The organism is Phytohabitans maris (genome assembly GCF_031085175.1).
Taxonomy (GTDB): domain Bacteria; phylum Actinomycetota; class Actinomycetes; order Mycobacteriales; family Micromonosporaceae; genus Phytohabitans; species Phytohabitans maris.
Genome location: NZ_JAVHUY010000057.1, coordinates 1 through 22,050, shown reverse-complemented (window position 1 = coordinate 22,050; position 22,050 = coordinate 1). Strand labels below are relative to the sequence as shown.

Genomic DNA, 22,050 nt, shown 5'->3' with positions numbered 1-22,050 from the left:
TCACTGTGTGCACTACGACGGTGACCGGCGCCATCCGGTGCACAACTTGTGGCGCATCCGCCGTTATGTCCGCCCTTATCTCGGTCTGATGGTGTGGCTGGTGCTCGCGGCCTTCGCGGCCACGGGCGCCAGCATCGCGGTGCCGCTGGTGGTCCAGCGCGTGGTCGACGGCCCGATCGTCGACGGCGACGCGACCGGCCTGTGGTGGCTCGGCGGGCTCGCGGCGGTGTTCGGCCTCATCGAGGCGGGGCTCATCTTCATCCGGCGGTGGACCCAGGCGGCGTCCGCGCTCGGCATGGAGACCACGATCCGTAACGACGTCTACGCCCACCTCCAGCGCCTCCAGATCGGTTTCCACGACCAGTGGCAGTCCGGGCAGCTGCTGTCGCGGGTCACCGCCGACCTGTCGGTGATCCGGCGGTTCCTCTCGTTCGGGCTGGTCTTCCTGATCGTCAACACCGCGACGTACGTCACGGTGGTCGCGCTCCTCATCCACCTGCGGTGGCCGCTCGGGCTGCTGGTGGCGGCGAGCGCGATCCCGCTGTTCATCATGAGCCGGCGCTTCTCACGGGCCTACATCGCGGCGTCCCGGCGGATGCAGGACGAGCTTGGCGACGTCGCCACGCTGGTCGAGGAGTCGGCGCAGGGGCTGCGCACGATCAAGGCGTTCGGGCGCCGGCCGTTCATGGCCAAGCGCTTCGGGCGGGAGGCGCGCCAGCTGCACGACACCGCGATCGGCAAGGGGCGGCTGCTCGCGCTCAGCTCGGCCCGCTTCGACCTGGTGCCCAACCTGACGCTCGCCGTGGTGCTGGTCGCCGGTGCCGCCACGGTCGCCGCGGGCGGGATGACGCTGGGGCAGCTCGTCGCGTTCGTCTCGCTCCAGCTGATGCTGATCTGGCCGATCGAGTCGCTCGGCTGGATCATCGCCAACGCGCAGGAGGCGATGACCGCCGCCGACCGCATCTACGAGGTGCTCGACACACCACCCTCCATCGTGGACAGACCGGGGGCGGTCGCGGTGGCCGAGGCCCGCGGCCGCGTGCGGTTCGAGGCGGTGTCGTTCACCTACCCGGGTACGGAGACGCCGGTGCTCCGCCGCATCGACCTCGACGTGTGCCCGGGCGAGACGCTGGCGATCGTCGGCGCCACGGGATGCGGCAAGACCAGCCTCGTCTCGCTGATGCCCCGCCTCTACGACGTCACCGGCGGGCGGATCACGCTCGACGGGCAGGACATCCGTGACATCCAGCTCGGCTCGCTGCGGCGTCTGGTGGGTGTGGCGTTCGAGGATCCGACGCTCTTTTCGATGTCGGTGCGGGAAAACCTGGCCCTCGGCCGGCGCGAGACCACCGACGACGAGATCCACGAGGCGTTGGGGGTGGCGCAGGCCGAGTTCGTGTACGACCTGCCGTGGGGGCTCGACACCCGCATCGGCGAGCAGGGGCTCTCCCTCTCCGGCGGGCAGCGGCAGCGGCTCGCGCTGGCCCGCGCCGTGATCGGCCGCCCGCGGGTACTGGTGCTGGACGACCCACTCTCCGCGCTCGACGTGCACACCGAGGCGCTGGTCGAGGAGGCGCTCGCCCGCGTGCTGCACGGCACCACCGCTCTGCTCGTCGTCCACCGACCGTCCACAGTGGCCCTCGCCGACCGGGTGGCGCTCCTCGCCGGCGGCGAGGTCGCCGCGGTCGGCACCCACTCCGAACTGCTCGAGACCGTGCCGGCCTACCGCGCCGCGCTCTCCGCCGAGGCCGACGCCGACGCCGAGCCGGGCCCCGGCGGAAACGTGGAGCGCAGCGGAGCGTTGTCGTTGGGTGGAATCGACGATGTCTTCAGCCGATAGCTGGCGTGGCCGGGCACCCGACCAGGCGGCGGACCAGACCCTCGCGGAGACCGGCTCGGTGGTCCGGCTCCGGGCCCGCAGTCGGGTGCTGCTCGCCTCGCTGATCCGCCCGCACCGACGGGCACTCGCCCTCGCCGTCGGGCTGCTGCTACTGCAAAACGCCGCCGGCATGGCCGGCCCGTTCCTGGTCATGCTCGGCATCGACAAGGGCATCCCACCACTGCGCGACGACGGCGACGCCAGCGTCCTGATCGCGATCGCCACCGCGTTCCTCGCCGCCGCCGCCGGCGAATACCTCGGCAAGCGCGGCTTCCTCATCCTCTCCGCCCGCATCGGCCAAGCCGTCCTGCTCGACTTACGCCAGCGCGTCTACGACCACTTCCAGCGCCTCTCCGTCGACTTCCACGAGCGCTACACCTCCGGCCGCGTCGTCGCCCGCCTCACCAGCGACATGGACTCCATCGCCGAACTCGTCGACGGCGGCATCGACGACCTCGTACTCGCCGGCCTCTCCGTACTCTCCGTCGCCGGCATCCTGCTCTGGCTCGACGCCCCACTCGCCGCCGTCACGCTGCTCGCCTTCCCGTTCCTGCTCTTCCTCTCCCGCTGGTTCGCCCGCGCCTCCGCCCGCGCGTACCGCCGCACCCGCGAAGCCGTCGCCCTCGTCATCGTCCACTTCGTCGAGTCCCTCGGCGGCATCCGCGCCGTCCAAGCCTTCCGCCGCGAGCCGCGCAACCAGCAGATCTTCGAAGACCTCAACGACGACTACCGCCGCGCCAACCTGCACGCCTTCCGCCTCATCGCCATCTACTCCCCCGGCATCAAAGTCATCGGCAACATCGCCATCGCCGTCGTCCTCACCTACGGCGGCTGGCAGGTCATCCAAGGCCACACCGAAATCGGCGTACTCGCCGCGTTCCTGCTCTACCTGCGCCGCTTCTTCGAACCCATGCAGGAGCTCAGCCAGTTCTACAACGCGCTCCAGTCCGCCACCGCCGCGCTGGAAAAGCTCGCCGGGGTACTCGACGAAAAGCCCTCCGTGCCCGCACCGGCCACACCCGTGCCACTACCGGTCAGCGCCGGCGGCGCGCTCACCTTTCACTCCGTCACCTTCCACTACCGCCCCGACCAGCCCATCCTCCCCACCCTCGACCTCGACGTCCCAGCCGGCCAGACCGTCGCGCTCGTCGGCGCCACCGGAGCCGGCAAGTCGACCATCGCCAAGCTCGTCGCCCGCTTCTACGACCCCGTCGACGGCACCGTCACCCTCGACGGCGTCGACCTGCGCGACCTCGCCGACACCGACCTACGCCGCGCCGTCGTGATGGTCACCCAGGAAAACCACCTCTTCTCCGGCACCGTCGCCGACAACATCCGCTTCGGCCGCCCAGAATCCACCGACGACGAGGTAGCCGAGGCGGCCCACGCCATCGGCGCGCACGCCTTCATCGACGCCCTCCCCCAGGGCTACGACACCGACGTGCACCGCCGTGGCGGCCGCCTCTCCGCCGGGCAGCGCCAACTCGTCGCGTTCGCCCGCGCCTTCCTCGCCGACCCCACCGTGCTCATCCTCGACGAAGCCACATCCTCACTCGACGTGCCCAGCGAACGCCTCGTCCAGCACGCCCTCCGCACCATCCTCCGCGAACGCACCGCCCTCGTCATCGCCCACCGCCTGTCCACAGTGGAAATCGCCGACCGCGTCCTGGTGCTCGAAGCCGGCCGCATCGTCGAAGACGGCGCCCCGGCCAACCTCATCGCCGGCGGCGGCCGCTACGCCGACCTGCACCGCCAATGGCGCGACTCGCTCGTCTAACCCCACGTCCGTGATCGGCCACCGGCGCGGACGGGTGGATATCTCAGTGCCTGGGGGTGCGGGCGTCCGTAGGCTCTACGCATGACTGATACGGTGCGGACCGCGCGCCCCGGTCTCCCGGACCGTCCCACGCTGGACGGGCTGGAGGCGAAGTGGGCGCGCCGCTGGCAGGAGGAGGGTACGTACGCGTTCGACCGGTCGAAGGATCGGGCGGACGTATACGCGATCGACACGCCTCCGCCGACCGTATCGGGCGAACTGCACATGGGGCACGTCTTCTCCTATACGCACACCGACCTCGTGGCCCGCTTCCAGCGCATGCGCGGCAAGATGGTCTTCTACCCGATGGGCTGGGACGACAACGGCCTGCCGACCGAGCGCCGCGTGCAAAACGTCTTCCAGGTGCGCTGCGACCCCTCGCTCCCCTACGACCCCAAGTGGGCGCCGAGCGGCGAGCCGGAGAGCATCTCGCGGCGTAACTTCATCGAGCTGTGCGAGCGGCTCACGGCCGACGACGAGCAGGCGTTCGAGGCGTTGTGGCGGCGGCTGGGGCTGTCGGTGGACTGGTCGCTGACGTACACGACGATCGGGCACCGGGCGCGGCTCGTGTCGCAGCGGGCGTTCCTGCGCAACCTGGCACGGGGTGAGGCCTACACCGCCGACGCGCCGACACTCTGGGACGTGGGCTTCCGCACTGCGGTGGCCCAGGCGGAGCTGGAGGACCGCGAGCGGCCCGGGGCGTACCACAAGCTCCGCTTCCACGGCGGAAGCGGCCCGGACGACGAGCCGGTCTACATCGAGACCACCCGGCCGGAGCTGCTGCCGGCCTGCGTGGCGCTGGTGTGCCACCCGTCCGACGAGCGGTACGCGGCGCTGGTCGGACACTCCGTGCGGACGCCGCTGTTCGGCGTCGAGGTGCCGGTGCACGCCCACCCGCTCGCCGACCCCGGCAAGGGCACCGGCATCGCGATGGTCTGCACGTTCGGCGACCTGGCGGACGTGACCTGGTGGCGGGAGCTCCAGCTGGACACCCGCGTGGTGATCGGGCGGGACGGGCGGCTGCTGCCCGAGCCGCCGGCCGGCGTGCCGACCGGGGCGTACGCACCGCTCGCCGGCCTCACCGTCAAGGCGGCGCGCAAGGCCGTCGTCGAGCGCCTCGGTGACGACCTCGTCGGCGAACCACGGCCGGTCACCCACCCGGTGAAGTTCTACGAAAACGGCGAGCAGCCGCTGGAGATCGTGGGGACCCGCCAGTGGTACATCCGCAACGGCGGCCGCGACCCCGCCCTCCGGGACGCGCTGCTCGCGCGGGGGCGTGAGCTCCGCTGGGTGCCGGAGCACATGCGCCACCGGTACGAGCACTGGGTGGGTGGGCTCAACGGCGACTGGCTGATCAGCCGCCAGCGGTTCTTCGGGGTGCCGATCCCCGTCTGGTACCGGCTCGACGACGCTGGCGAGCCGGACCACGACCACCCTCTCACACCCAGCGAGGCGCTACTACCGATCGACCCGTCCACGGACATTCCCGCCGGGTTCACGGCGGAGGACCGGGGGCGGCCGGGCGGCTTCATCGGCGATCCGGACGTCATGGACACCTGGGCCACTTCTTCGCTTTCGCCCCAGATCATCGGTGGCTGGGAGGCGGATGCCGACCTGTTCGCGCGGGTCTTCCCGATGGACCTGCGCCCGCAGGGGCAGGAGATCATCCGCACCTGGCTCTTCACCTCGGTGGTCCGCGCCCACCTGGAGCAGGGCGTGCTCCCGTGGCGTACCACGGTGCAGTCCGGCTGGATCCTCGACCCGGACCACAAGAAGATGTCCAAGTCCAGGGGAAACGTGGTCACCCCGATGGGGTTGCTGGAGGAGCACGGCGCGGACGCGGTGCGCTACTGGGCGGCCAGCGGGCGCCCCGGCACCGACCTCGCCTACGAGCCCCGGCAGATCAAGGTGGGGCGGCGGCTGGCGACAAAGCTGCTCAACGCGTCCAAGTTCGCCCTCGGGCTGGGCGCGGCCGACTCGCTGCGGGCGCGAGTGACCGAGCCGCTCGACGCCTCGATGCTGGCCGGCCTCGCCACGGTGCTGCGTACGGCCACGAGCGCCCTCGACGACTACGACCACACCGGCGCACTGCAGGCGACCGAGGCGTTCTTCTGGACGTTCTGTGACGACTACATCGAGCTGGTCAAGGAGCGGGCGTACGGGTCGGGCGAGGGCGCCGAGTCGGCCCGCGCCGCGCTGGCGACCGCGCTCTCGGTGCAGTTGCGGCTGTTCGCGCCGTTCCTGCCGTACGCGACCGAGGAGGTGTGGTCGTGGTGGCGGTACGGCTCGGTGCACCGCGCGCCCTGGCCGTCCCGGTACGAGCTGAAGGACGACGGCGACCCCGACCTGCTGCGGGTGGCCAGCACGGCGCTGACCCAGGTGCGGCGGGCCAAGTCGGAGCGGCGGCTCTCGATGCGGGCGGAGGTGCCGCTGGCCGAGGCGCTCGGCCCGGCGGAGCAGCTCGACCGGCTGGCCCGGGTCGCCGGCGACTTCAAGGCGGCCGGGCGGATCGAGCGGCTCGACCTGCTGCCCGACCGCACGCCCGAGCTGGTCATCGCCTGCGCCTTCTGAAGCAGGGCGGGTCGTGCTCGCCGGTCGCAGCCGGTCCACGGTGCCGGGGCCGGCCGCGCCCCGGCCTCCAGGGCGCTTTCGGAGTCGGGGCGATGAGCTTCGATCACCGGCACGCCGATACCTGGCTGGTGATCGAGATCGGGTCGCGGAATCAGATCGTGGTACCTAAGTGCCTCCAGAGGGGCACTGAAATACCACGATCACCGCTTTCGGACGGGATTTTCCGCCTCAGCTTTGGATCGCACGCGCGGGGCCCCGGGGGGAACGTGGAGAGCAGTGGAGCGTTTCTTGGGATGCTTTCCTGCGCGGCACCGCTTTGGCCGGCGGATCCCCGGGCCTCCGCTGCCGGCTCCGCGGGCAAGCCCAACCCAGGGGGAGCACAGACGGGGCAGCTCGAGAGCTTCCCGCACACACACATCCGCCCCGGCGGCGGCGCGGTGGTGAGGTGTCGTGGAGGCACAACCCCAGACGGCCGCCGGCTCCCCGCAGGGGCCGGGGTGAGATAGCGGGTCGCGGAGGGTGAGGCCGCGGGAGCGACGGTCCGGACCACCGCGGAGGTCGCGGTAGCCCACATTCTCTTTCGGGTTGGATCCGGGCCGAAGCACTCTGATTTCGAAGCTCGCTAGAACTCGGCCGGCCAGTCACCGCGGATGAAGCGCAGGCCGAGCAGGAAGACGATCAGGGCGGGAAAGACCGCGAGCGTGGCCGCCTGGAGCCGGTACTCGATCTGGTGGCGGAGCAGCGCCAGCCCGTTGAGCGCGACGGCCACGGCGGCCGCCATCATGAAGCCGCCCCACCAGTCGGTGTCGCCGAAGTCGACCACACCGGCATTCATCAGCAGAAACAGCACACCGAGCGCGGCGCCGCAGAGCGCCAGCGTGGCGATCGTGCGGTGGAACGCACGGGCGAGCGGGTGCTGCGGGCGCCACACGTACGTCCCGGCGACGGCGAGCGTCGGCAGGACGATCATGAGCGGCCAGCCGTCGGTCATCACGCCGAACATCAGCATGGCGCCCACGGCGAAGACGATCACGCCCACCCACGCGATCAGGTAGCCGGTCAGGGCCCGCCCGCCGCCCCGGATCAGCAGCGGCGCGCCCGCGGCGGCGATGAACGCGGCGGGCACCAGCACGAACCCGGCCCACCAGTGGAAACGCCCGGTGGCCTGCGCGGTCGCCGTCACGGCCGCAGCCCCGAACGCCAGCGCGGCGACCGCGAACCACCAGGCCCGCACCGGCTGGACCCCAGACCGAGATTGCGTCGACACACTCACACCAAGCACTCTGCCCCGGTCCCGCCGGAACCACCATCCAGCTACCCCTACCAAGCCCCCGGGGGCTGCCCGCCCTCTTTCCCGGCTACGGGGAGCGCGCAGCGCGGGTTAGAAGTCGCCGCCGCCGAAGTCGCCGCCGCCGAAGCCGGCGTCGCCGCCCCAGTCGCCGCCGCCGTAGTCGCCGCCATAGGCGTCTCCGGTGTCGCCGGCAGCCGAGCCGTCGTCGAAGCCCTCGGCGTACCCGGCGTCGTAGCCGTACCCGGGGTCCGCGAACGCGGGCGAGAAGAGCGCGTCGAAGATCAAGATGCCGCCGACCGCACCGGCGGCACCGGCCAGGGCCGGCTTCCACCAGGGCTGCGAGTACCAGCCGGCCGGCACCGGGCGCCCCTGCACCCGCCCACCCGGGTAGTAGTACGGCGTGTCGTTGCCCGGCTGCGGCCCCGCCTTGAAGTGCTGGCCCTGCACGTTGACCTCGCGCTCCACGGTCAGCTGCCCGGCACCCTGCGCGGCGGCCAGCGGCGGCAGGTCCGGGCCGGGGTCAAGCCCGAGCGCCAGCCGCGCCGCCCGCGCGTAGGCGAGCCCCTCCAGCGCGGTCTCCCGGGCCAGCGCGAACTGCCGTACCGTACGCGCCTGCTCAAGCTGGCTGCCCGCGGCCGTGTACCGCTCACCCGCGTCGACCAGCGCCTGCCGGACGGCCGGCTCGTCGCCGTGCAGGTTCATGACCTGGCCACCCAGCCGCTCGTACCACCGCTGCGCCTCCGCCCGGGCGTCCGCCAGGTCGCGAGCGTGCCGCGCCGCGCTCGCCCGGCGCAGCCAGAACGCGCTCCCGGCGATCAGCACGATGAGCACGACCAGCAAAAACCACTCCATGTCCCGACGGTACCCGGCCCGTTTCGTCGTACTCGTTTGGCAAGCTCACGGACGTGGACATTTCGACGCTGGCCGTGGTGGTCGTCTGTCTGGCCGCCGGTGGCGCCGTGGGGTGGCTGGCGGCACGGGCCCGGGCCGGCGCGGAGATCGCCCGCCTCGACGCCACGCTGCGCGCCACCCGCGAGGGTGAGGAGCGGCTGGAGCAGTCGATGCGGGCACTGTCCTATGAGGCCACCGCCCAGTCCCAGGAGGCGGTCGCGCGGGCGGTGGCGCCGCTGCACGAGTCGCTGCGCCGCTACGAGCTGCGGGTGACCGAGCTGGAGCGGGAGCGCGTCGATGCCTACGCGGAGCTGCGCGAGCAGGTGCGCTCGATGTCCACCGTCTCGGGTGAGCTGCGCACCGAGACCAAGCAGCTCGTCGCCGCGCTGCGGGCGCCGCAGGTGCGCGGCCGGTGGGGCGAGCACCAGCTCCGGCGGATCGTCGAGGCGGCCGGCATGCTGGAGCACTGCGACTTCGCCGAGCAGGTGACGGCGGTCAACGACATCCAGGGCGTCCGCCCCGACCTGGTGGTCAAGCTCCACGGTGGACGGTCCGTGGTGGTCGACGCCAAGGCGCCCTTCGAGGCCTACCTGGCGGCGATGGAGTCGCGCGACGAGCGGGGGCGCGACACCCATCTCGACGCGCACGCCCGCCACCTGCGCGGCCACGTCGACGCGCTGGCGGCCAAGTCGTACTGGAGCGCGTTCGAGCAGACGCCCGAGTTCGTGGTGCTCTTCGTGCCGGCCGACCCGTTCCTCGACGCGGCGCTCCAGCGCGACCCGGCGCTGCTGGAGCACGCGTTCGCCCGCAACGTGGTGCTCGCCACCCCGGCGACGCTGATGGCGCTGCTGCGCACCGTGGCGTACGTGTGGCGTCAGGAGGCGCTGGCCCGCAACGCGCTGGCGGTGCACACGCTCGCCCGCGAGCTGTACGGGCGGCTCTCCACGCTGGGCGAGCACGTGAGCCGGCTCGGTGGGGCGCTGGGTGGCGCGGTCAGCGCGTACAACCGGGCGGTCGGCTCGCTGGAGGCGCGCGTGCTGGTCAGCGCCCGCAAGCTCGCCGAGCTGGGCGTCTCCGACGACGACCTGCCACCGCCGCCCCAGGTGGAGCTGGCGCCTCGCCAGCCCCAGGCGCCGGAGCTGGTGTCAGAGTGAGCGGGCGGCCTTCATGTCGCGCTTGAGCTCCTGCGGCAGCGAAAACGTCAGCCGCTCGTCGGCGGTGGTCACCTCGGAGACGTCGGCAAAGCCGCGCGCGGCCAGGCGCTCCAGCACCTGCGTGACCAGCTCGTCGGGCACGCTGGCGCCGGACGTGACGCCGACCGTGGTGGCCCCCTCCAGCCACTCGTCGGCGATCTCGTGCGCGTAGTCGACCAGGTGGCCGGCCCGCGCACCGGCGTCGAGGGCCACCTCGACCAGGCGCACCGAGTTGGACGAGTTGCGCGAGCCGACGACGATCACCACGTCGCACCGGGGCGCGATCTCCTTGACCACGTGCTGGCGGTTTTGCGTGGCGTAGCAGATGTCGTCGCTCGGCGGCGACTGGAGCAGTGGGAGCCGCTGCTTGAGCCGGGCCACGGTCTCCATCGTCTCGTCGACCGAGAGCGTGGTCTGGGAGAGCCAGACCACCTTGGCGGGGTCACGCACCGTCACCTTGTCGGCGTCCTCGGGGCCGTCGACGAGCTGGACGTGCGCGGGCGCCTCGCCGGCCGTGCCGATGACCTCCTCGTGACCCTCGTGGCCGATGAGCAGGATGTCGTAGTCGTCGGCGGCAAACCGCTTTGCCTCGTGGTGCACCTTGGTCACGAGCGGGCAGGTGGCGTCGATGGCCTTGAGCGAGCGCGCCTTGGCCTGCTCGTACACCTCCGGGGCCACGCCGTGCGCCGAGAAGATCACGGTGGATCCCTCGGGGACCTCCTCGTTTTCCTCCACGAAGATGGCGCCCTTGGCCTCGAGCGTCGACACCACGTGCTTGTTGTGCACGATCTGCTTGCGCACGTAGATCGGCGGCCCGTAAAGCTTGAGCGCCTCCTCCACGGTCTGCACGGCGCGGTCGACGCCGGCGCAGTAACCACGGGGCCTGGCCAGCAGCACGCGCTTGCGGATCTCGGTCACCCCGCCATCGTACGTGGCTCGCCGCCACCCTCCCCCCGCTGCGACCGGGGACACATAGGCTGGCCTGCGTGACGCAGCCGGAAACTCCCAAGAGCACGCCCGAGGAGCCCTGGCCGGTACGGGTGGTCAGCCAGAAGATCGGCTCGTGGGTTTCCAAGCTGGGCTGGGTGTGGGTCGACGGCCAGGTGGCCCAGATCAGCCGCCGGCCGGGCGCGAGCACGGTCTTCCTCACGCTGCGTGACCCGTCGGCCGACCTCAGTCTGACCGTAACGACAAACCGGGACGTACTGGATATTGGCGCACCAGAGCTCGACGAGGGGGCGCGCGTCGTCCTGCACGCCAAACCGGAGTTCTACGCCGCCCGGGGCACGCTCAGCCTCCGCGCCGACGAGATCCGCCAGGTGGGGCTCGGCGAGCTGCTGGCCCGGCTGGAAAAGCTCAAGAAGCTGCTCGCCGCCGAAGGGCTCTTCGCGCGCGAGCGCAAGCGGCGGCCACCGTTCCTGCCCGGGCGGATCGGGCTGATCACCGGCCGCTCCTCGGCCGCCGAGCGAGACGTGCTGACCAACGCCCGGCGCCGGTGGCCGGCCGTGGAGTTTCGCGTGGTCAACGTGGCCGTGCAGGGCCCGAGCGCCGTACCGCAGATGGTCGACGCGCTCAAGGTGCTCGACGGCGACGACACGATCGACGTGATCATCATCGCCCGGGGCGGCGGGAGCGTGGAAGACCTGCTCCCCTTCTCCGACGAGGCGCTGTGCCGGGCGGTCTTCGACTGCCGCACCCCGGTGGTCAGCGCGATCGGCCACGAGACCGACATCCCGCTGCTCGACTACGTCGCCGACGTGCGCGCCTCGACCCCCACCGACGCCGCCAAGCGGATCGTGCCCGACCTCGCCGAGGAGACCCGACTCATCGGCCTCGCCCGGCAGCGGCTGGGCCGCGCGGTGACCGGCCTGCTCGACCGCGAGCAGCACCGCCTCGACGCGGTCCGCTCCCGCCCGGTCCTGGCCCGCCCGCAGGTCATGATCGAACAGCGGGCCACCGAGGTGGTCGCCCTCCGCGACCGCGCGGCGCGCTGCCTCGACCACAAGCTCGCCGCCGCCGCCGGCGACCTCCGCCACACGCTGGCCCGCCTCCGCGCGCTGTCACCCGCCGCGACACTCGAGCGCGGATACGCGATCGTCCAGCGCGCCGACGGCCACGTCGTGCGCTCCCCCGCCGACGTGGCCAAGGGCGACGAGCTCCGGGTACGGCTGGCGGCGGGTGACCTGTCCGCGGCGGTGACCGACTCACCGGGGTGACGTGATCGGGCTGGCCGCCGTCGCGCGGGTAGGGTGACCGACCATGAACGAGCCCCAGTTGAGCTACGAGCAGGCCCGCGCGGAGCTGGCTTCCGTCGTGGAGCGGCTGGAGGCCGGCGGCGGCTCGCTGGAGGAGTCGCTGGCGCTGTGGGAGCGGGGCGAGCAGCTCGCCGACATCTGCCAGCAGTGGCTCGACGGCGCCCGCGCCCGCCTCGACGCGGCCCGCGCCGCCCGCGAGGACGCCTAACCCCCGCCTAGCTCTGTTGATCAGGGAGTTCGCGGGCGTGCCGGTCGGCGCATCGCTGCATAAACTCCCTGATCAACCGCAGCGGAGGCGGCCGGCTCGGAGACGTGCGCGGCCACGATGCGCCAGCCCGACGGGAGGCGTACCCAGGTCTGCGACTGCCGGCCCACGACGGTGCCGCCGGGGTACTCGAAGAGCGTGTTGACCACGGCGTAGTCGGCGCCGAACGTGGCGATCTGGGTCTCCCGCAGCCGCCGCCCAGCGGGGAGCGGCGGCTGCGCCCACCGCCAGACCCGCTGCTCCTCGATGCCCACCTGCTGGTCGGCGATGCCGTAGCGGACGGTCCGCGGCGACTGCCAGAAGAAGTCCACGATCCGGTCCGGCTCGCCGGCGACGAGGGCCGCCTCGTACGCGGCGAAGGCGGCGGCCACCTCCGCCACCACGTCGGGCCGGTTGATCTCCATAGGGTGTGTCCTCTCGCGGGGTGGGGCGGCGGCGCCCCACGCAGTGGTCAGGCGGCCGCCTTCTCGATCTCGGACGCGCGCACCTCGACCGCGTCGGGCTCCCGGGGTGGCACCTTGGCGAGCGCGAACGCGACGCAGACCAGCGCCACGAACGCGTAGCCGAGCGCGACCTGCCCGTTCGCGTTCCACTCGACCTTCTCGCCGTGGATGAGGCCGATGAACGACAGCACCGCCCCCGAGCCCGCGAAGATCGCGGCCTGCCAGAAGCGCTTGTCGATGACGAACGCGACCAGCGCGCCGAGCACCAGCCCGGCCAGGATCGCGCCCTGCCCGAGCACCAGCAGGCCGTGGTAGAAGACGCCGGCCCCCTCCAGCGCCGCGTCGCCGACCTGGGCCGCCGAGGTGCCGGCCGCGGCGAGCGCGTTGTCCATCTGCCCGCTCGCCCACGACGCGATGTTGGGTATCAGCGCGGCGACCACCGCGGCCGCGTGCGCCCGTGGCGTCGCCTGGAACGCCTGCGCGCCGATCAACAGTCCTATGTAGAGCAGGATGGGCACGATGGCGGGTGTGGGCAGCAGCGCACCCAACAGGCCGAACATGCCGAGGAAGCAGAGCAGCGCGATGACCACGCCGGTCGCCATCGAGTACCCGGTCCGGCCGCCGGCCGCCTTCCACCCCGGGTGTCCAACGTAGACAGCCGGCGGGAAGGGCGAGCCCAGCGCCGAGCCGATGACCGCGCCCGCGCCGTCGGCGAGCAGTACGCTGCGCAGGTTGTAGCTGTCTCCCGCGGTCGCCGCACTCTCCACATTGGTCATCGCCTCGGTGAAGTTGTAGACGCCCAGCGGGATCGCGGTCGCCAGCAGCGGCGCCATGTCGCCCAGGCCGTCGAAGAGCAGGCCGAGCTTGAGGTCCGGCACCGCCACGGCGATGTCGCCCGCGGCCGACTCGACGTCCGGCACCGACATGGCGCCGCCGATCCAGCCGATCGCGGTACCCAGCAGGAGCGCGGCGAGGCCGATCGGGATGTTGCCGGGGAGCTTGACGTCGGTGAGCAGGCCGACGAGGAGCAGCGCGAAGACCGGCAGCGCGATCCACGCCATGTCCCACATGCGGGCGGCTGGGTTCATCGAGATGAACGTGATGGAGATGCCGGCGAGCGTGCCGAGCAGCGCGGCGCGCGGCGCGTACCGGCGGATGTAGGGGCCGACGAACGCTCCGATGAGGACGATCACGCCGATGATGAACGCCCACGCCAGACCCGCCTGCCACGCCCGGATCGGGTCGTCGGTGCGCAGGTAGATCGGCAGCATGATCACGAAGATCACGATGAACATGTGCGGCACGCTCGGCCCGTACGGCATGGCCGTCACGTCCGCGCGGTTTTCCTTCCGGGCCAGCCGCCGCGCCAGGTACGTGTAGTAGATGTTGCCGAAGACGAGGGCGATGCCGAGCGCCGGCAGGATCGTGCCGAAGACGTCGCCGGACGCCATGTGTACGACGCCGATGCAGAGCCCGGTCAGCGTGAGCACGTTGACCAGTACGTTGACGCCGAAACCGAAGAAAGCGTTGGTGTCCCCGCGCACCCAGTACGGAAGTTTCACGACTCCTCCTGAAGAGCCCTGAGCACGTCGGTCGAGTCGGCGACCCAACCGAATATCCCGCCCTGTGCGGCGATCATGTCGAGCCCGACCCGCTGGAACTCCGGGAAGTAGGACCCGACGCAGTCGGCGAGCACGAGGCACTCGTACCCGCGGTCGTTGGCCTCGCGGACCGTGGTGTGTACGCAGACCTCGGTCGTCACACCGGTGACGACGAGGCTGGCCACCTTCTTCTCGTCGAGCAGCGCGCCGAGGTCGGTGGCGTAGAAGGCGCCCTTGCCCGGCTTGTCGATGACCGGCTCGCCCGGCGCGGGTGCGAGCTCGTCGACGATGTCGTGGCCGTACTCGCCGCGGATCAGGATGCGCCCCAGCGGCCCCTCGTCGCCGATCCGCATGCTCGGCGCGCCCCGGGCGAGCTTGGCCGGCGGGCAGTCGGAGAGGTCGGGCAGGTGCCCCTCGCGGGTGTGGATGACGGTCAGCCCGGCGGCGCGCCACCCGGCGAGGAGGGCCGCCAGCGGCGCGATCGTGCGGCGGAGCTGGCCGACGTCGTTGCCGAGCGTCTCGCCGAACCCACCCGGCAGCAGGAAGTCCCGCTGCATGTCGATGACCAGCAGGGCCGTGCTGGCCGGCTCGAAGCTGAACGGCGCCGGCCGCGCCGCGACCACGCTCACGACGTCGCCTCGATCACCGCGTCGGAGGTGGCGACGCAGCCGAAGACGCCGCCCTGCATGGTCACCATGTGCAGCGCGGCGGCGTGGTTGCCCGCGTCGGTGGCGCCGGTGCAGTCGGAGAGGATCAGGCACTCGTACCCGCGGTCGTTCGCCTCCCGCATCGTCGTGTGCACGCAGACGTCGGTCGTGATGCCGGTGAGGATCAGGTGCGTGATGCCGTGGGTGCGCAGTACGAGATCGAGGTTGGTGGCGTAGAAGGCGCCCTTGCCGGGCTTGTCGATCACCACCTCGCCGGGTGCGGGAGCGACCTCGGGCACGATCTCCCAGCCCGGCTCGCCCTTGACCAGGATCCGGCCGCACGGACCGGCCGAGCCGATCTCCGCGCCGATCTGGGCCGAGCGCCAGCGCTTGTTGGGCGGCAGGTCGCAGAGGTCGGGATCGTGCCCCTCGCGGGTGTGTATGACCAGCATGCCGAGGTCGCGGACGTGCGACAGCAGCCGCTGGGTCGCGGGCAGGCCGGCCCGCGTCAGTGCGATGTCGTAGCCCATGCTGTCGACGTAGCCACCGGGACCGCAGAAGTCGGTCTGCCAGTCGATGCAGAGCAGGGCGGTGCGCGCGACCGGGGCCGCGCCGTCGTACGGCCAGAGGTAGGGGTCGGCCTTGACAGGTCCGATGGTCGTGCCTGGCATACAGTCGATTGTCGACCGAACAGTTTCCCGCCAGAGTCGCTCGAGTAACGGCGAAATTACCGAGCCCCGGCGGAGCGAAGCGGAGCATCCTCGTCGGGTGGTTTATGCCAGGTAGGAGCGGGCGCCGTGGGCCGCCAGCTCGGTGAGCATGGCCTCCTGGTCACCCGCCGCGGCCGCCGCCAGCAGCCGCTCGTGCCGGTGTACGCCGTCTTCCGGCTGGGCCACCTCCGCCTCGCGGCTGAGGTTGCGCGCCATGTAGAGCTGGAGCTTGACCAGGATCGACTCGTAGATCGCGGTCAGCTGGCTATTGCCGGCGAGCGCCACGACCGCGACGTGAAAGCGGCGGTGCGCCTCGGCGATCTGCAGCCGGTCACCGGCCTTGGTGGCCTTTCTCATCTGCTCCAGTGCGGCGCGCAGCCCGACCAGGTCAGTGTCCCGCGCCAGCGGCAACGCGCTCGCGACCGCGTGCCGCTCGAGCACGTCACGGACGTCGTAGAGCTCCTGGACGTCGCGGTCGGAGAGGGTGGCCACCCGTACGCCCCGGCGGGGCACGTGCTCGACCAGCCCCTGCTCGGCCAGCCGGCGCAGCGCCTCCCGCAGGGGCGCCCGGCTGATCCCGAGGCGGCGGGTGAGCTGCTCCTCGACCAGACGCTCACCCGGATCGGTGCGGCCGCTGAGGATCTCCCGGCGCAGGCGCAGGACGGCCAGCTCCACGAGGCTGAAGCTCTCCAGCTCGCCCTCGACGGAAGCGGCTCCGAGATCGGTCACGACATTCAGCGTACGGCGGCGGCGAGCTCGCGCTGCTCCTGCTCGTGGGCACCACCCACGATCACGATCGTGCGATCGCGCTCCAGCAGCACCAACGCCCGCTCGCCGGGACGCGCCGTGTATCGCTGCCAGCCCTGCCCGTCGATCTTGACCGTGCCCTCGGCCCGGCCGCTCTTGGTCAGCTCGGCGGGGAGCAGCTTTTCCGGCGGCACGTCGCTCTGGATCAGCTGCAGGCCGGCGCCGTCCGGCGTCACGTATCCCAGCCGGAGGATCTGGCCACCCTCCGCCTTTTGGAACGCGGCGCTGATCGTCCGCCAGTCGTCGGAGAGCCCCACCGGCTCGGCGACCGGAAACGAGTTGGCCGAGCGGGCCTGCGCGATCGCCGGCGCGGTGTCGACCTCGACCGGCTGGTCGCCGCCCTGGACCACCCGGTAGATCAACACGACCAGCAGCACGGGAACGAGCAGCACGATCAGCGACAGCACCATGTCGCGCGGGGTGCGCGAGTGGGTGGCGGGCGGCGGCGACGGCTGATCCACGTAATCATCTTCTCAGTCCGCCTCCGGAACGGGCGCCGAGCCCCCGGTCATGGAAAGATTTGGGCAGGCCAACGGCCGCTGGGCGGCGCGCGAGCGAGAGCGAGCGCCACCAGACAAGAGCCCCGCAACGTCGCGAGGAGGACCGCCATGGCGCCGGACCGTATCCCGCAGGACCTCGACCGTAACCTCGCCCTCGAACTGGTGCGCGTCACCGAGGCGGCGGCCATGGCGGCCGGCCGCTGGGTCGGCCGCGGCGACAAGGAAGGCGGCGACGGAGCCGCCGTCGACGCGATGCGCAAGCTGATCAACTCGATCCAGATGCGCGGCGTCGTGGTCATCGGCGAGGGCGAAAAGGACAACGCCCCGATGCTCTTCAACGGCGAGCACGTCGGCGACGGCAGCGGTCCGGAGGTCGACGTCGCGGTCGACCCGATCGACGGTACGACGCTGATGAGCAAGGGCATGCCGAACGCGATCGCCGTGCTGGCCGTGGCCGAGCGGGGCGCGATGTTCGACCCCAGCGCGGTCTTCTACATGGAAAAGCTCGCCGTCGGCGCCGACTGCGCCCATGTGATCGACATCAACGCCGGGGTAGCGGAAAACCTCCGCCGCGTCGCGAAGGTCAAGAACTCCGGCATATCGGATGTCACGGTCTGCATCCTCGACCGCCCCCGCCACGAGGAGCTGGTCCGCGAGGTACGGGACACCGGCGCCCGGATCCGCTTCATCTCCGACGGCGACATCGCCGGCGCCATCTCGGCGGCGAGCGAGCAGTCCGATGTGGACGTACTGGTGGGCATCGGCGGCACCCCCGAGGGCATCACGGCCGCCTGCGCGCTCAAGTGCATGGGTGGGGCGATGCAGGCCAAGCTCTGGCCGCGCGACGACGCCGAGCGGGAAAAGGCACTCGCCGCCGGCCACGACCTCGACCGCGTACTCACCACGGACGACCTCGTGACCGGCGACAACTGCTTCTTCGTGGCCACCGGCATCACCACCGGCGACCTGCTCAAGGGCGTGCGCTACCGGGCCGGCGGCGCATACACCCAGTCGATCGTCATGCGCTCCAAGAGCGGCACGATCCGCGTGATCGACTCGTACCACCGCCTGGAGAAGCTGGCCCTCTACTCGGCCGTCGACTTCGACGGCCGACCGCTGGCCGAGCTCACCTGACCCGCCGTTCCGGCACCGTTGCCTCCGCGGCCTCACCCTCGGCGGTTGGCCTGCCCCGCAGGCGGCGCCTGCGCTCGATGGTTGTGAATCTAGAACGCTTAGGGCGGATATAGAACCCTAAACGTTCTAGATCGGCTTCGGATCTGCTCCCGCGGGGCCCCCGACCCCGGGTTCACGGCTCAGCGGCGGACCGTCCCAGCAGATCGTGGTACGAATCCGCCCACCCGAGGGCACCTACCAACCACGATCTCAACGACCGCCCGTGAGCGCGGTCCGGCCCGCCCGGGCCGGGTCTACGGTCTGGCGGTCCCGAGCGTGCCCAGCTCACAGCGGGGAACCCCCGCGGGGCTGGCAGCGGAGGCCGGGGAATTCGGCGAGCGCTGGCGAGCCGCCGGCCGTAGCGGTGCCCGCGGGAATGCACCCCAAGAAAACGCTCCGCTGCGCTTCACGTTGCCCCGGGGACCCCGCGCAAACGGCCTGCGACTGGCGCGGACCGGGGCAAATATGTCTTGGCTCTAGGGTCGGGCGGCGCGGAGGAAGGCTTCCAGGCCGGCGAGGTCGTCGGTGTTGATGTGGTCGACGTCGGCCGCGATCAGCTCGCGCCACACGGCGTCGCGCTCGGGGCCGGGCAGGTCGGGTGTGGCCCAGAAGCGCACCCGCTGGCCGTTGGCGTGTGCGGTGGCGACGGCCTGGTGCAGGAACGCCCGCTCGGCGGTCGGCATCGGTCCGACGCCCTGCCAGGTGAAGACGCCGGTCCAGTTTTCGCTGATCAGCGGCATGAACGAGGCCGGCGCGCCGGCGCCGAGGTCGGGGCCGCGGCCGTCGAAGAAGGCGTAGCGGACGGTCTGGGCCTCCATCAGCTCGCGCGGGCGGTCGCCGCTGATCACGACGGTGACGGCGTCCTGGTGCACCCGGCCGTGCGTGTACGTGGTCAGCATCGACCGGTAGCGGCGCAGCACCTTGTCCAGCTCGGTGTAGGTGGCGACGCCGGTGTTCTTGATGTCGACCAGGAGCTGGAGCTGCTGGCGGCTGCCCCGGAAGACCGTGCCGTGGTTGGCCCGGACCCGGCGGGCCAGCGGGTCGAGGTAGAGGCTCTGCAGGGTGCGGCCGGGCACGACGTCTTCGGGGTCGTGCGCGACGAGCAACTCCCCGTCGACCAGGTAGATGTCGGCCTCCACGCTGGTGAAGCCATGGCTGAGCGCGTCGAAGAGCGGCCGCTCGTGCTCGTAGTCGTTGTGCGCGTGGGCCCGCGGCAGCGGCCGCTCGGGCCGCCCGTGGCCGCCAGCCTGCGCGGCGGGTGCCGCCATCGTGACGAGCGCGCCGGCCACGGCCAGCACGGAGAGGGCGCGTCGGAACATCGAGATTCTCCCCCGCATCGATGGGTACCAACAGAACTGGGACCCTAGGGGGCGAAGGTGAATCTACGGTGACGATCAGCCCGCGTCGGAGGAGTGGCCGGGGAAGAGGTGGGCCCCGGGGTCGATCGCGACGGCCGCGTTGTTGACCGCGGTGGCCGCCTCACCGAAGCCGGTCGCGATGAGCCGCACCTTGCCCGGGTATTCGGCGATGTCGCCGGCGGCGAAGACCCGCGGGCGGTTGGTGAGCATGGTGCTGTCGACCTTGATGTGCCGCTTGTCCAGGTCGAGCCCCCACTCGCCGAGCGGTCCCAGGTCGGCGGTGAAGCCCAGCGCGGCGACGACCGTGTCGACCGGGATCGTCTCGGCGGTGCCGCCTTTGACCGTGATGTCGGCGTGGGTCACCCGCTCGTCGCCGTGAATCTTGGTGATCTCGGCGTTGACCACGATGCGTACCGGCAGGTCCTGCACCCGGGCCACGGTCGCCGCGTGCGCCCGGAACTTTTCCCGGCGGTGCACGAGCGTGACCGACTTGGCCAGTGGCTCCAGCGCGAGCGCCCAGTCGAAGGCCGAGTCGCCGCCGCCCACGATCAGCACGTCGTGGCCGTCGAGCTCGGCGAGCCGGGGAACGAAGTAGACCAGGCCCTCGCCGCCGAACGCCCCGGCGGCCGGCAGCGGGCGCGGGCTGAAGCTGCCCAGCCCGCCGGTGATGATGATGGCGCCGCAGAGCAGCTTTTCCCCGCCGCCGAGCGCGAGCAGCGGCCGCCCATCCACATAGGACAGCTCCTCGGCGCGGGCGCCCAGCAGGTACTCCGGGTTGTAGGGCGCGGCCTGCTCGACCAGGTTGGCCACCAGGTCCCGCCCCTTGATCATCGGGAAGCCGGCGACGTCGTAGATCGCCTTTTCCGGGTACATCGCCGTGACCTGGCCACCCGGCTCGGGCAGCGCGTCGATGACCGCCACCGAAAGCCCCCGGAACCCGGCGTAGTACGCCGCGTAGAGCCCCGTGGGTCCGGCTCCCACTATCGCGACATCGATCTCGCGCATGCGCACACCGTAACCCTTCAGTAGGGACCCAACTGGTCCAGACGGTATGCATACCGGGGACGGCCCGGCAAGGACCGGTCCCGCCCCTTGGGCCACCGCCCCCTCCCTCTGCCTAGTAGTGCTTTGTTAGGTCGGCGTGTCGTGGGGTCGTCGGGGTGGTGCGGGTAGTTTCATGCTTCGGTGACTCCGGATGAGCTTTCGGTTGTGCGGCAACGCCTGGAGGCGTTCGCGGCGGACGTGTTCACGCCCTTGGCCCGGTCTGACCAGCGGGTCAAGGGCGAGACGTATCTGCGGGGGCTGTTGCTGGACGGGCGGCGTAAGTCGATGCAGCCGATGGCGGCCCGGCTCGGCGTGGATCATCAGGGGCTGCAGCAGTTCGTGACCACGTCGACGTGGGACACCATGGCGGTGCGGGCGCGGCTGGCCGAGCGGGCGGTAGAGTTGATCGACCCGGTCGCGTGGGTGTTCGATGACACCGGGTTCCCGAAGGACGGCACCGGCTCGCCCGGGGTGGCCCGGCAGTACTCCGGCACCCTGGGCAAGGTCGCCAACTGCCAGATCGGGGTCAGCGTCCACGCGGTCACCGATACGGCGTCGTGCCCGCTGGACTGGCGGCTGTTCCTGCCGGAGTCCTGGGACGCCGCCAAGGCCGGACCGGCCGCGGTCAAGGCGGCCAAGGCCAAGCAGCGTAAGACGTTGACGAATGCACCGCGGGCCACCGCGTCTGTCGAACCGGCCGAGGTCGATGTTGATGCGGTCGCCGCTGCCGCGACCGAGACCGCGCGGCGGCGGCGCCGCAAGGCCGCGATTCCGGAGGATGAGGGCCACCGTCCGAAGTGGATACTGGCAATCGAGATGATCGACGGGCTCGCTGCACACGGATTGCGACCACCCCTGGTCACCGCCGACTCCGGCTACGGCGACAGCGGCCCGTTCCGGGCCGCGCTCGACGAACGCGGCATCCTCTACAGCGTCCAGGTCAAAGGCGAAACCCTCGCCCACCGGTCCGACGCGGAACCCGCGCCACCCACGTGGTCCGGGCACGGCCGCCCACCGACCCGCCCGGACTACCCCGACGACGCGGCCAGCATTGCCCGGCACGTGCTCGACGCCGGCCGCGATGCCGCGACCACGGTCACCTGGCGCGAAGGCAGCAAAGGCATCCTCAGCTCACAGTTCGTGTTCCTACGGGTCCGTCCGGCTGGGCACCGCATCCCCCGCAACCCCGACGGCAGCCTGCCCGAGCGGTGGCTGATCGCGGAATGGCCCGACGACGAGGCCGAACCGGTCACCTACTGGCTATCCAGCCAACCCGCCGACACCGACCCCGTCGACCTGATCCGCACCGCGAAGATCCGCTGGCGGATCGAACACGACTACCGCGAACTGAAAACCGGCCTCGGCCTGGACCACTTCGAAGGCCGCTCCTTCACCGGCTGGCACCGCCACGTCACCCTGGTCACCGCCGCGCACCTGTTCATCACCCTGCTGCGACACGACCCAAAAGCGGCTGCGCCGGCCTGACCCTCTACAAGGTCATCCGCGAGCTGCAATACCTCCTCGCGACCTGGACCGGCGCCTGCCCCACATGCCACCAAACCGTGAAACCCTTACACCACAACCAATCTCGAGTTACCTAACAAAG

19 protein-coding genes are annotated in these 22,050 nt (G+C 71.4%); 8 read left to right on the top strand and 11 right to left on the bottom strand.

From position 1 onward, the window contains the following. Nucleotides 1-88 precede the first annotated feature (88 nt). The 3 genes from RB614_RS38905 to valS all read left to right on the top strand — a co-directional run bounded on the left by RB614_RS38905 (nt 89) and on the right by valS (nt 6,266). Complete coding sequence (locus RB614_RS38905) at nt 89-1,840, top strand: ABC transporter ATP-binding protein (RefSeq protein WP_308717759.1); 1,752 nt, start codon at nt 89-91, stop codon at nt 1,838-1,840. After that, a complete protein-coding gene (locus RB614_RS38900; RefSeq protein WP_308717729.1) occupies nt 1,824-3,656 on the top strand; it encodes an ABC transporter ATP-binding protein in 1,833 nt (610 codons plus the stop codon). Before RB614_RS38905 ends, RB614_RS38900 begins: the two co-directional genes overlap by 17 nt. Nucleotides 3,657-3,737: 81 nt before the next feature. Then, nucleotides 3,738-6,266: a valine--tRNA ligase gene (gene valS / locus RB614_RS38895; RefSeq protein WP_308717728.1), complete on the top strand. Its 2,529-nt coding sequence runs from the start codon at nt 3,738-3,740 to the stop codon at nt 6,264-6,266. Nucleotides 6,267-6,888: 622 nt separating this feature from the next. On the opposite strand, the gene RB614_RS38890 is transcribed toward valS, so the two are convergent. Together RB614_RS38890 and RB614_RS38885 are read right to left on the bottom strand one after the other, a co-directional pair. Continuing rightward, nucleotides 6,889-7,500 (bottom strand): hypothetical protein, encoded by a 612-nt coding sequence (locus tag RB614_RS38890; RefSeq protein ID WP_308717727.1) that lies wholly within the window; start codon nt 7,498-7,500, stop codon nt 6,889-6,891. 147 nt (nt 7,501-7,647) lie between these two features. Beyond that, entirely contained in the window at nt 7,648-8,409 is a 762-nt protein-coding gene (locus RB614_RS38885) for a hypothetical protein (RefSeq protein WP_308717726.1), read from the bottom strand. 53 nt (nt 8,410-8,462) lie between these two features. Here RB614_RS38885 and RB614_RS38880 point away from each other — a divergent pair, with 53 nt between their 5' ends. Further along, nucleotides 8,463-9,602 (top strand): DNA recombination protein RmuC, encoded by a 1,140-nt coding sequence (locus RB614_RS38880; RefSeq protein WP_308717725.1) that lies wholly within the window; start codon nt 8,463-8,465, stop codon nt 9,600-9,602. On the opposite strand, the gene RB614_RS38875 is transcribed toward RB614_RS38880, so the two are convergent. Beyond that, nucleotides 9,594-10,559, bottom strand: coding sequence for a 4-hydroxy-3-methylbut-2-enyl diphosphate reductase (locus RB614_RS38875; protein ID WP_308717724.1), 966 nt, complete (start codon nt 10,557-10,559; stop codon nt 9,594-9,596). The genes RB614_RS38880 and RB614_RS38875 overlap by 9 nt on opposite strands. A gap of 68 nt (nt 10,560-10,627) precedes the next feature. Here RB614_RS38875 and xseA point away from each other — a divergent pair, with 68 nt between their 5' ends. Beyond that, nucleotides 10,628-11,857: an exodeoxyribonuclease VII large subunit gene (gene xseA / locus RB614_RS38870; RefSeq protein ID WP_308717723.1), complete on the top strand. Its 1,230-nt coding sequence runs from the start codon at nt 10,628-10,630 to the stop codon at nt 11,855-11,857. A 43-nt stretch (nt 11,858-11,900) separates the two neighbouring features. Beyond that, nucleotides 11,901-12,104, top strand: a complete 204-nt coding sequence (locus RB614_RS38865) for an exodeoxyribonuclease VII small subunit (RefSeq protein ID WP_308717722.1) — start codon at nt 11,901-11,903, stop codon at nt 12,102-12,104. 20 nt (nt 12,105-12,124) lie between these two features. On the opposite strand, the gene hpxZ is transcribed toward RB614_RS38865, so the two are convergent. The 6 genes from hpxZ to RB614_RS38835 all read right to left on the bottom strand — a co-directional run bounded on the left by hpxZ (nt 12,125) and on the right by RB614_RS38835 (nt 16,830). Continuing rightward, complete coding sequence (gene hpxZ / locus RB614_RS38860) at nt 12,125-12,565, bottom strand: oxalurate catabolism protein HpxZ (RefSeq protein ID WP_308717721.1); 441 nt, start codon at nt 12,563-12,565, stop codon at nt 12,125-12,127. A gap of 47 nt (nt 12,566-12,612) precedes the next feature. Then, nucleotides 12,613-14,166 carry a regulator gene (locus RB614_RS38855; RefSeq protein ID WP_308717720.1) on the bottom strand — a complete coding sequence of 518 codons (1,554 nt, stop codon included), beginning with the start codon at nt 14,164-14,166 and terminating at the stop codon, nt 12,613-12,615. After that, a complete protein-coding gene (locus RB614_RS38850) occupies nt 14,163-14,834 on the bottom strand; it encodes a cysteine hydrolase family protein (protein WP_308717719.1) in 672 nt (223 codons plus the stop codon). The genes RB614_RS38855 and RB614_RS38850 overlap by 4 nt, the downstream gene beginning before the upstream one ends. Beyond that, on the bottom strand, nt 14,831-15,523 hold the full coding sequence (gene biuH / locus RB614_RS38845) for a biuret amidohydrolase (protein WP_308717718.1): 693 nt from the start codon (nt 15,521-15,523) through the stop codon (nt 14,831-14,833). Before biuH ends, RB614_RS38850 begins: the two co-directional genes overlap by 4 nt. A gap of 102 nt (nt 15,524-15,625) precedes the next feature. Beyond that, nucleotides 15,626-16,291: a GntR family transcriptional regulator gene (locus RB614_RS38840; protein WP_308717717.1), complete on the bottom strand. Its 666-nt coding sequence runs from the start codon at nt 16,289-16,291 to the stop codon at nt 15,626-15,628. A 5-nt stretch (nt 16,292-16,296) separates the two neighbouring features. Next, nucleotides 16,297-16,830, bottom strand: a complete 534-nt coding sequence (locus tag RB614_RS38835; RefSeq protein WP_308717716.1) for a DUF4245 domain-containing protein — start codon at nt 16,828-16,830, stop codon at nt 16,297-16,299. A 147-nt stretch (nt 16,831-16,977) separates the two neighbouring features. Between RB614_RS38835 and glpX the strand changes: the two genes are divergently transcribed. Beyond that, a complete protein-coding gene (gene glpX, locus RB614_RS38830) occupies nt 16,978-18,003 on the top strand; it encodes a class II fructose-bisphosphatase (RefSeq protein ID WP_308717715.1) in 1,026 nt (341 codons plus the stop codon). A 515-nt stretch (nt 18,004-18,518) separates the two neighbouring features. On the opposite strand, the gene RB614_RS38825 is transcribed toward glpX, so the two are convergent. Together RB614_RS38825 and RB614_RS38820 are read right to left on the bottom strand one after the other, a co-directional pair. After that, complete coding sequence (locus RB614_RS38825) at nt 18,519-19,361, bottom strand: phosphatidylinositol-specific phospholipase C/glycerophosphodiester phosphodiesterase family protein (protein ID WP_308717714.1); 843 nt, start codon at nt 19,359-19,361, stop codon at nt 18,519-18,521. Nucleotides 19,362-19,436: 75 nt separating this feature from the next. Then, nucleotides 19,437-20,405, bottom strand: coding sequence for an NAD(P)/FAD-dependent oxidoreductase (locus tag RB614_RS38820; protein ID WP_308717713.1), 969 nt, complete (start codon nt 20,403-20,405; stop codon nt 19,437-19,439). Between the two features lie 180 nt (nt 20,406-20,585). On the opposite strand from RB614_RS38820, the gene RB614_RS38815 reads away from it, so the two are divergent. Beyond that, nucleotides 20,586-21,929: an IS701 family transposase gene (locus RB614_RS38815; RefSeq protein ID WP_308714810.1), complete on the top strand. Its 1,344-nt coding sequence runs from the start codon at nt 20,586-20,588 to the stop codon at nt 21,927-21,929. Nucleotides 21,930-22,050 lie beyond the last annotated feature (121 nt).

What these genes read in the sequence shown, in the direction of transcription:
- RB614_RS38905 (WP_308717759.1), top strand. Translation starts at nt 89, where the DNA reads ATGGTGTGGCTGGTGCTCGCGGCCTTCGCGGCCACGGGCGCCAGCATC.
- RB614_RS38900 (WP_308717729.1), top strand. Translation starts at nt 1,824, where the DNA reads ATGTCTTCAGCCGATAGCTGGCGTGGCCGGGCACCCGACCAGGCGGCG.
- valS (WP_308717728.1), top strand. Translation starts at nt 3,738, where the DNA reads ATGACTGATACGGTGCGGACCGCGCGCCCCGGTCTCCCGGACCGTCCC.
- RB614_RS38885 (WP_308717726.1), bottom strand. Translation starts at nt 8,409, where the DNA reads ATGGAGTGGTTTTTGCTGGTCGTGCTCATCGTGCTGATCGCCGGGAGC.
- RB614_RS38865 (WP_308717722.1), top strand. Translation starts at nt 11,901, where the DNA reads ATGAACGAGCCCCAGTTGAGCTACGAGCAGGCCCGCGCGGAGCTGGCT.
- hpxZ (WP_308717721.1), bottom strand. Translation starts at nt 12,565, where the DNA reads ATGGAGATCAACCGGCCCGACGTGGTGGCGGAGGTGGCCGCCGCCTTC.
- biuH (WP_308717718.1), bottom strand. Translation starts at nt 15,523, where the DNA reads ATGCCAGGCACGACCATCGGACCTGTCAAGGCCGACCCCTACCTCTGG.
- glpX (WP_308717715.1), top strand. Translation starts at nt 16,978, where the DNA reads ATGGCGCCGGACCGTATCCCGCAGGACCTCGACCGTAACCTCGCCCTC.
- RB614_RS38825 (WP_308717714.1), bottom strand. Translation starts at nt 19,361, where the DNA reads ATGTTCCGACGCGCCCTCTCCGTGCTGGCCGTGGCCGGCGCGCTCGTC.
- RB614_RS38820 (WP_308717713.1), bottom strand. Translation starts at nt 20,405, where the DNA reads ATGCGCGAGATCGATGTCGCGATAGTGGGAGCCGGACCCACGGGGCTC.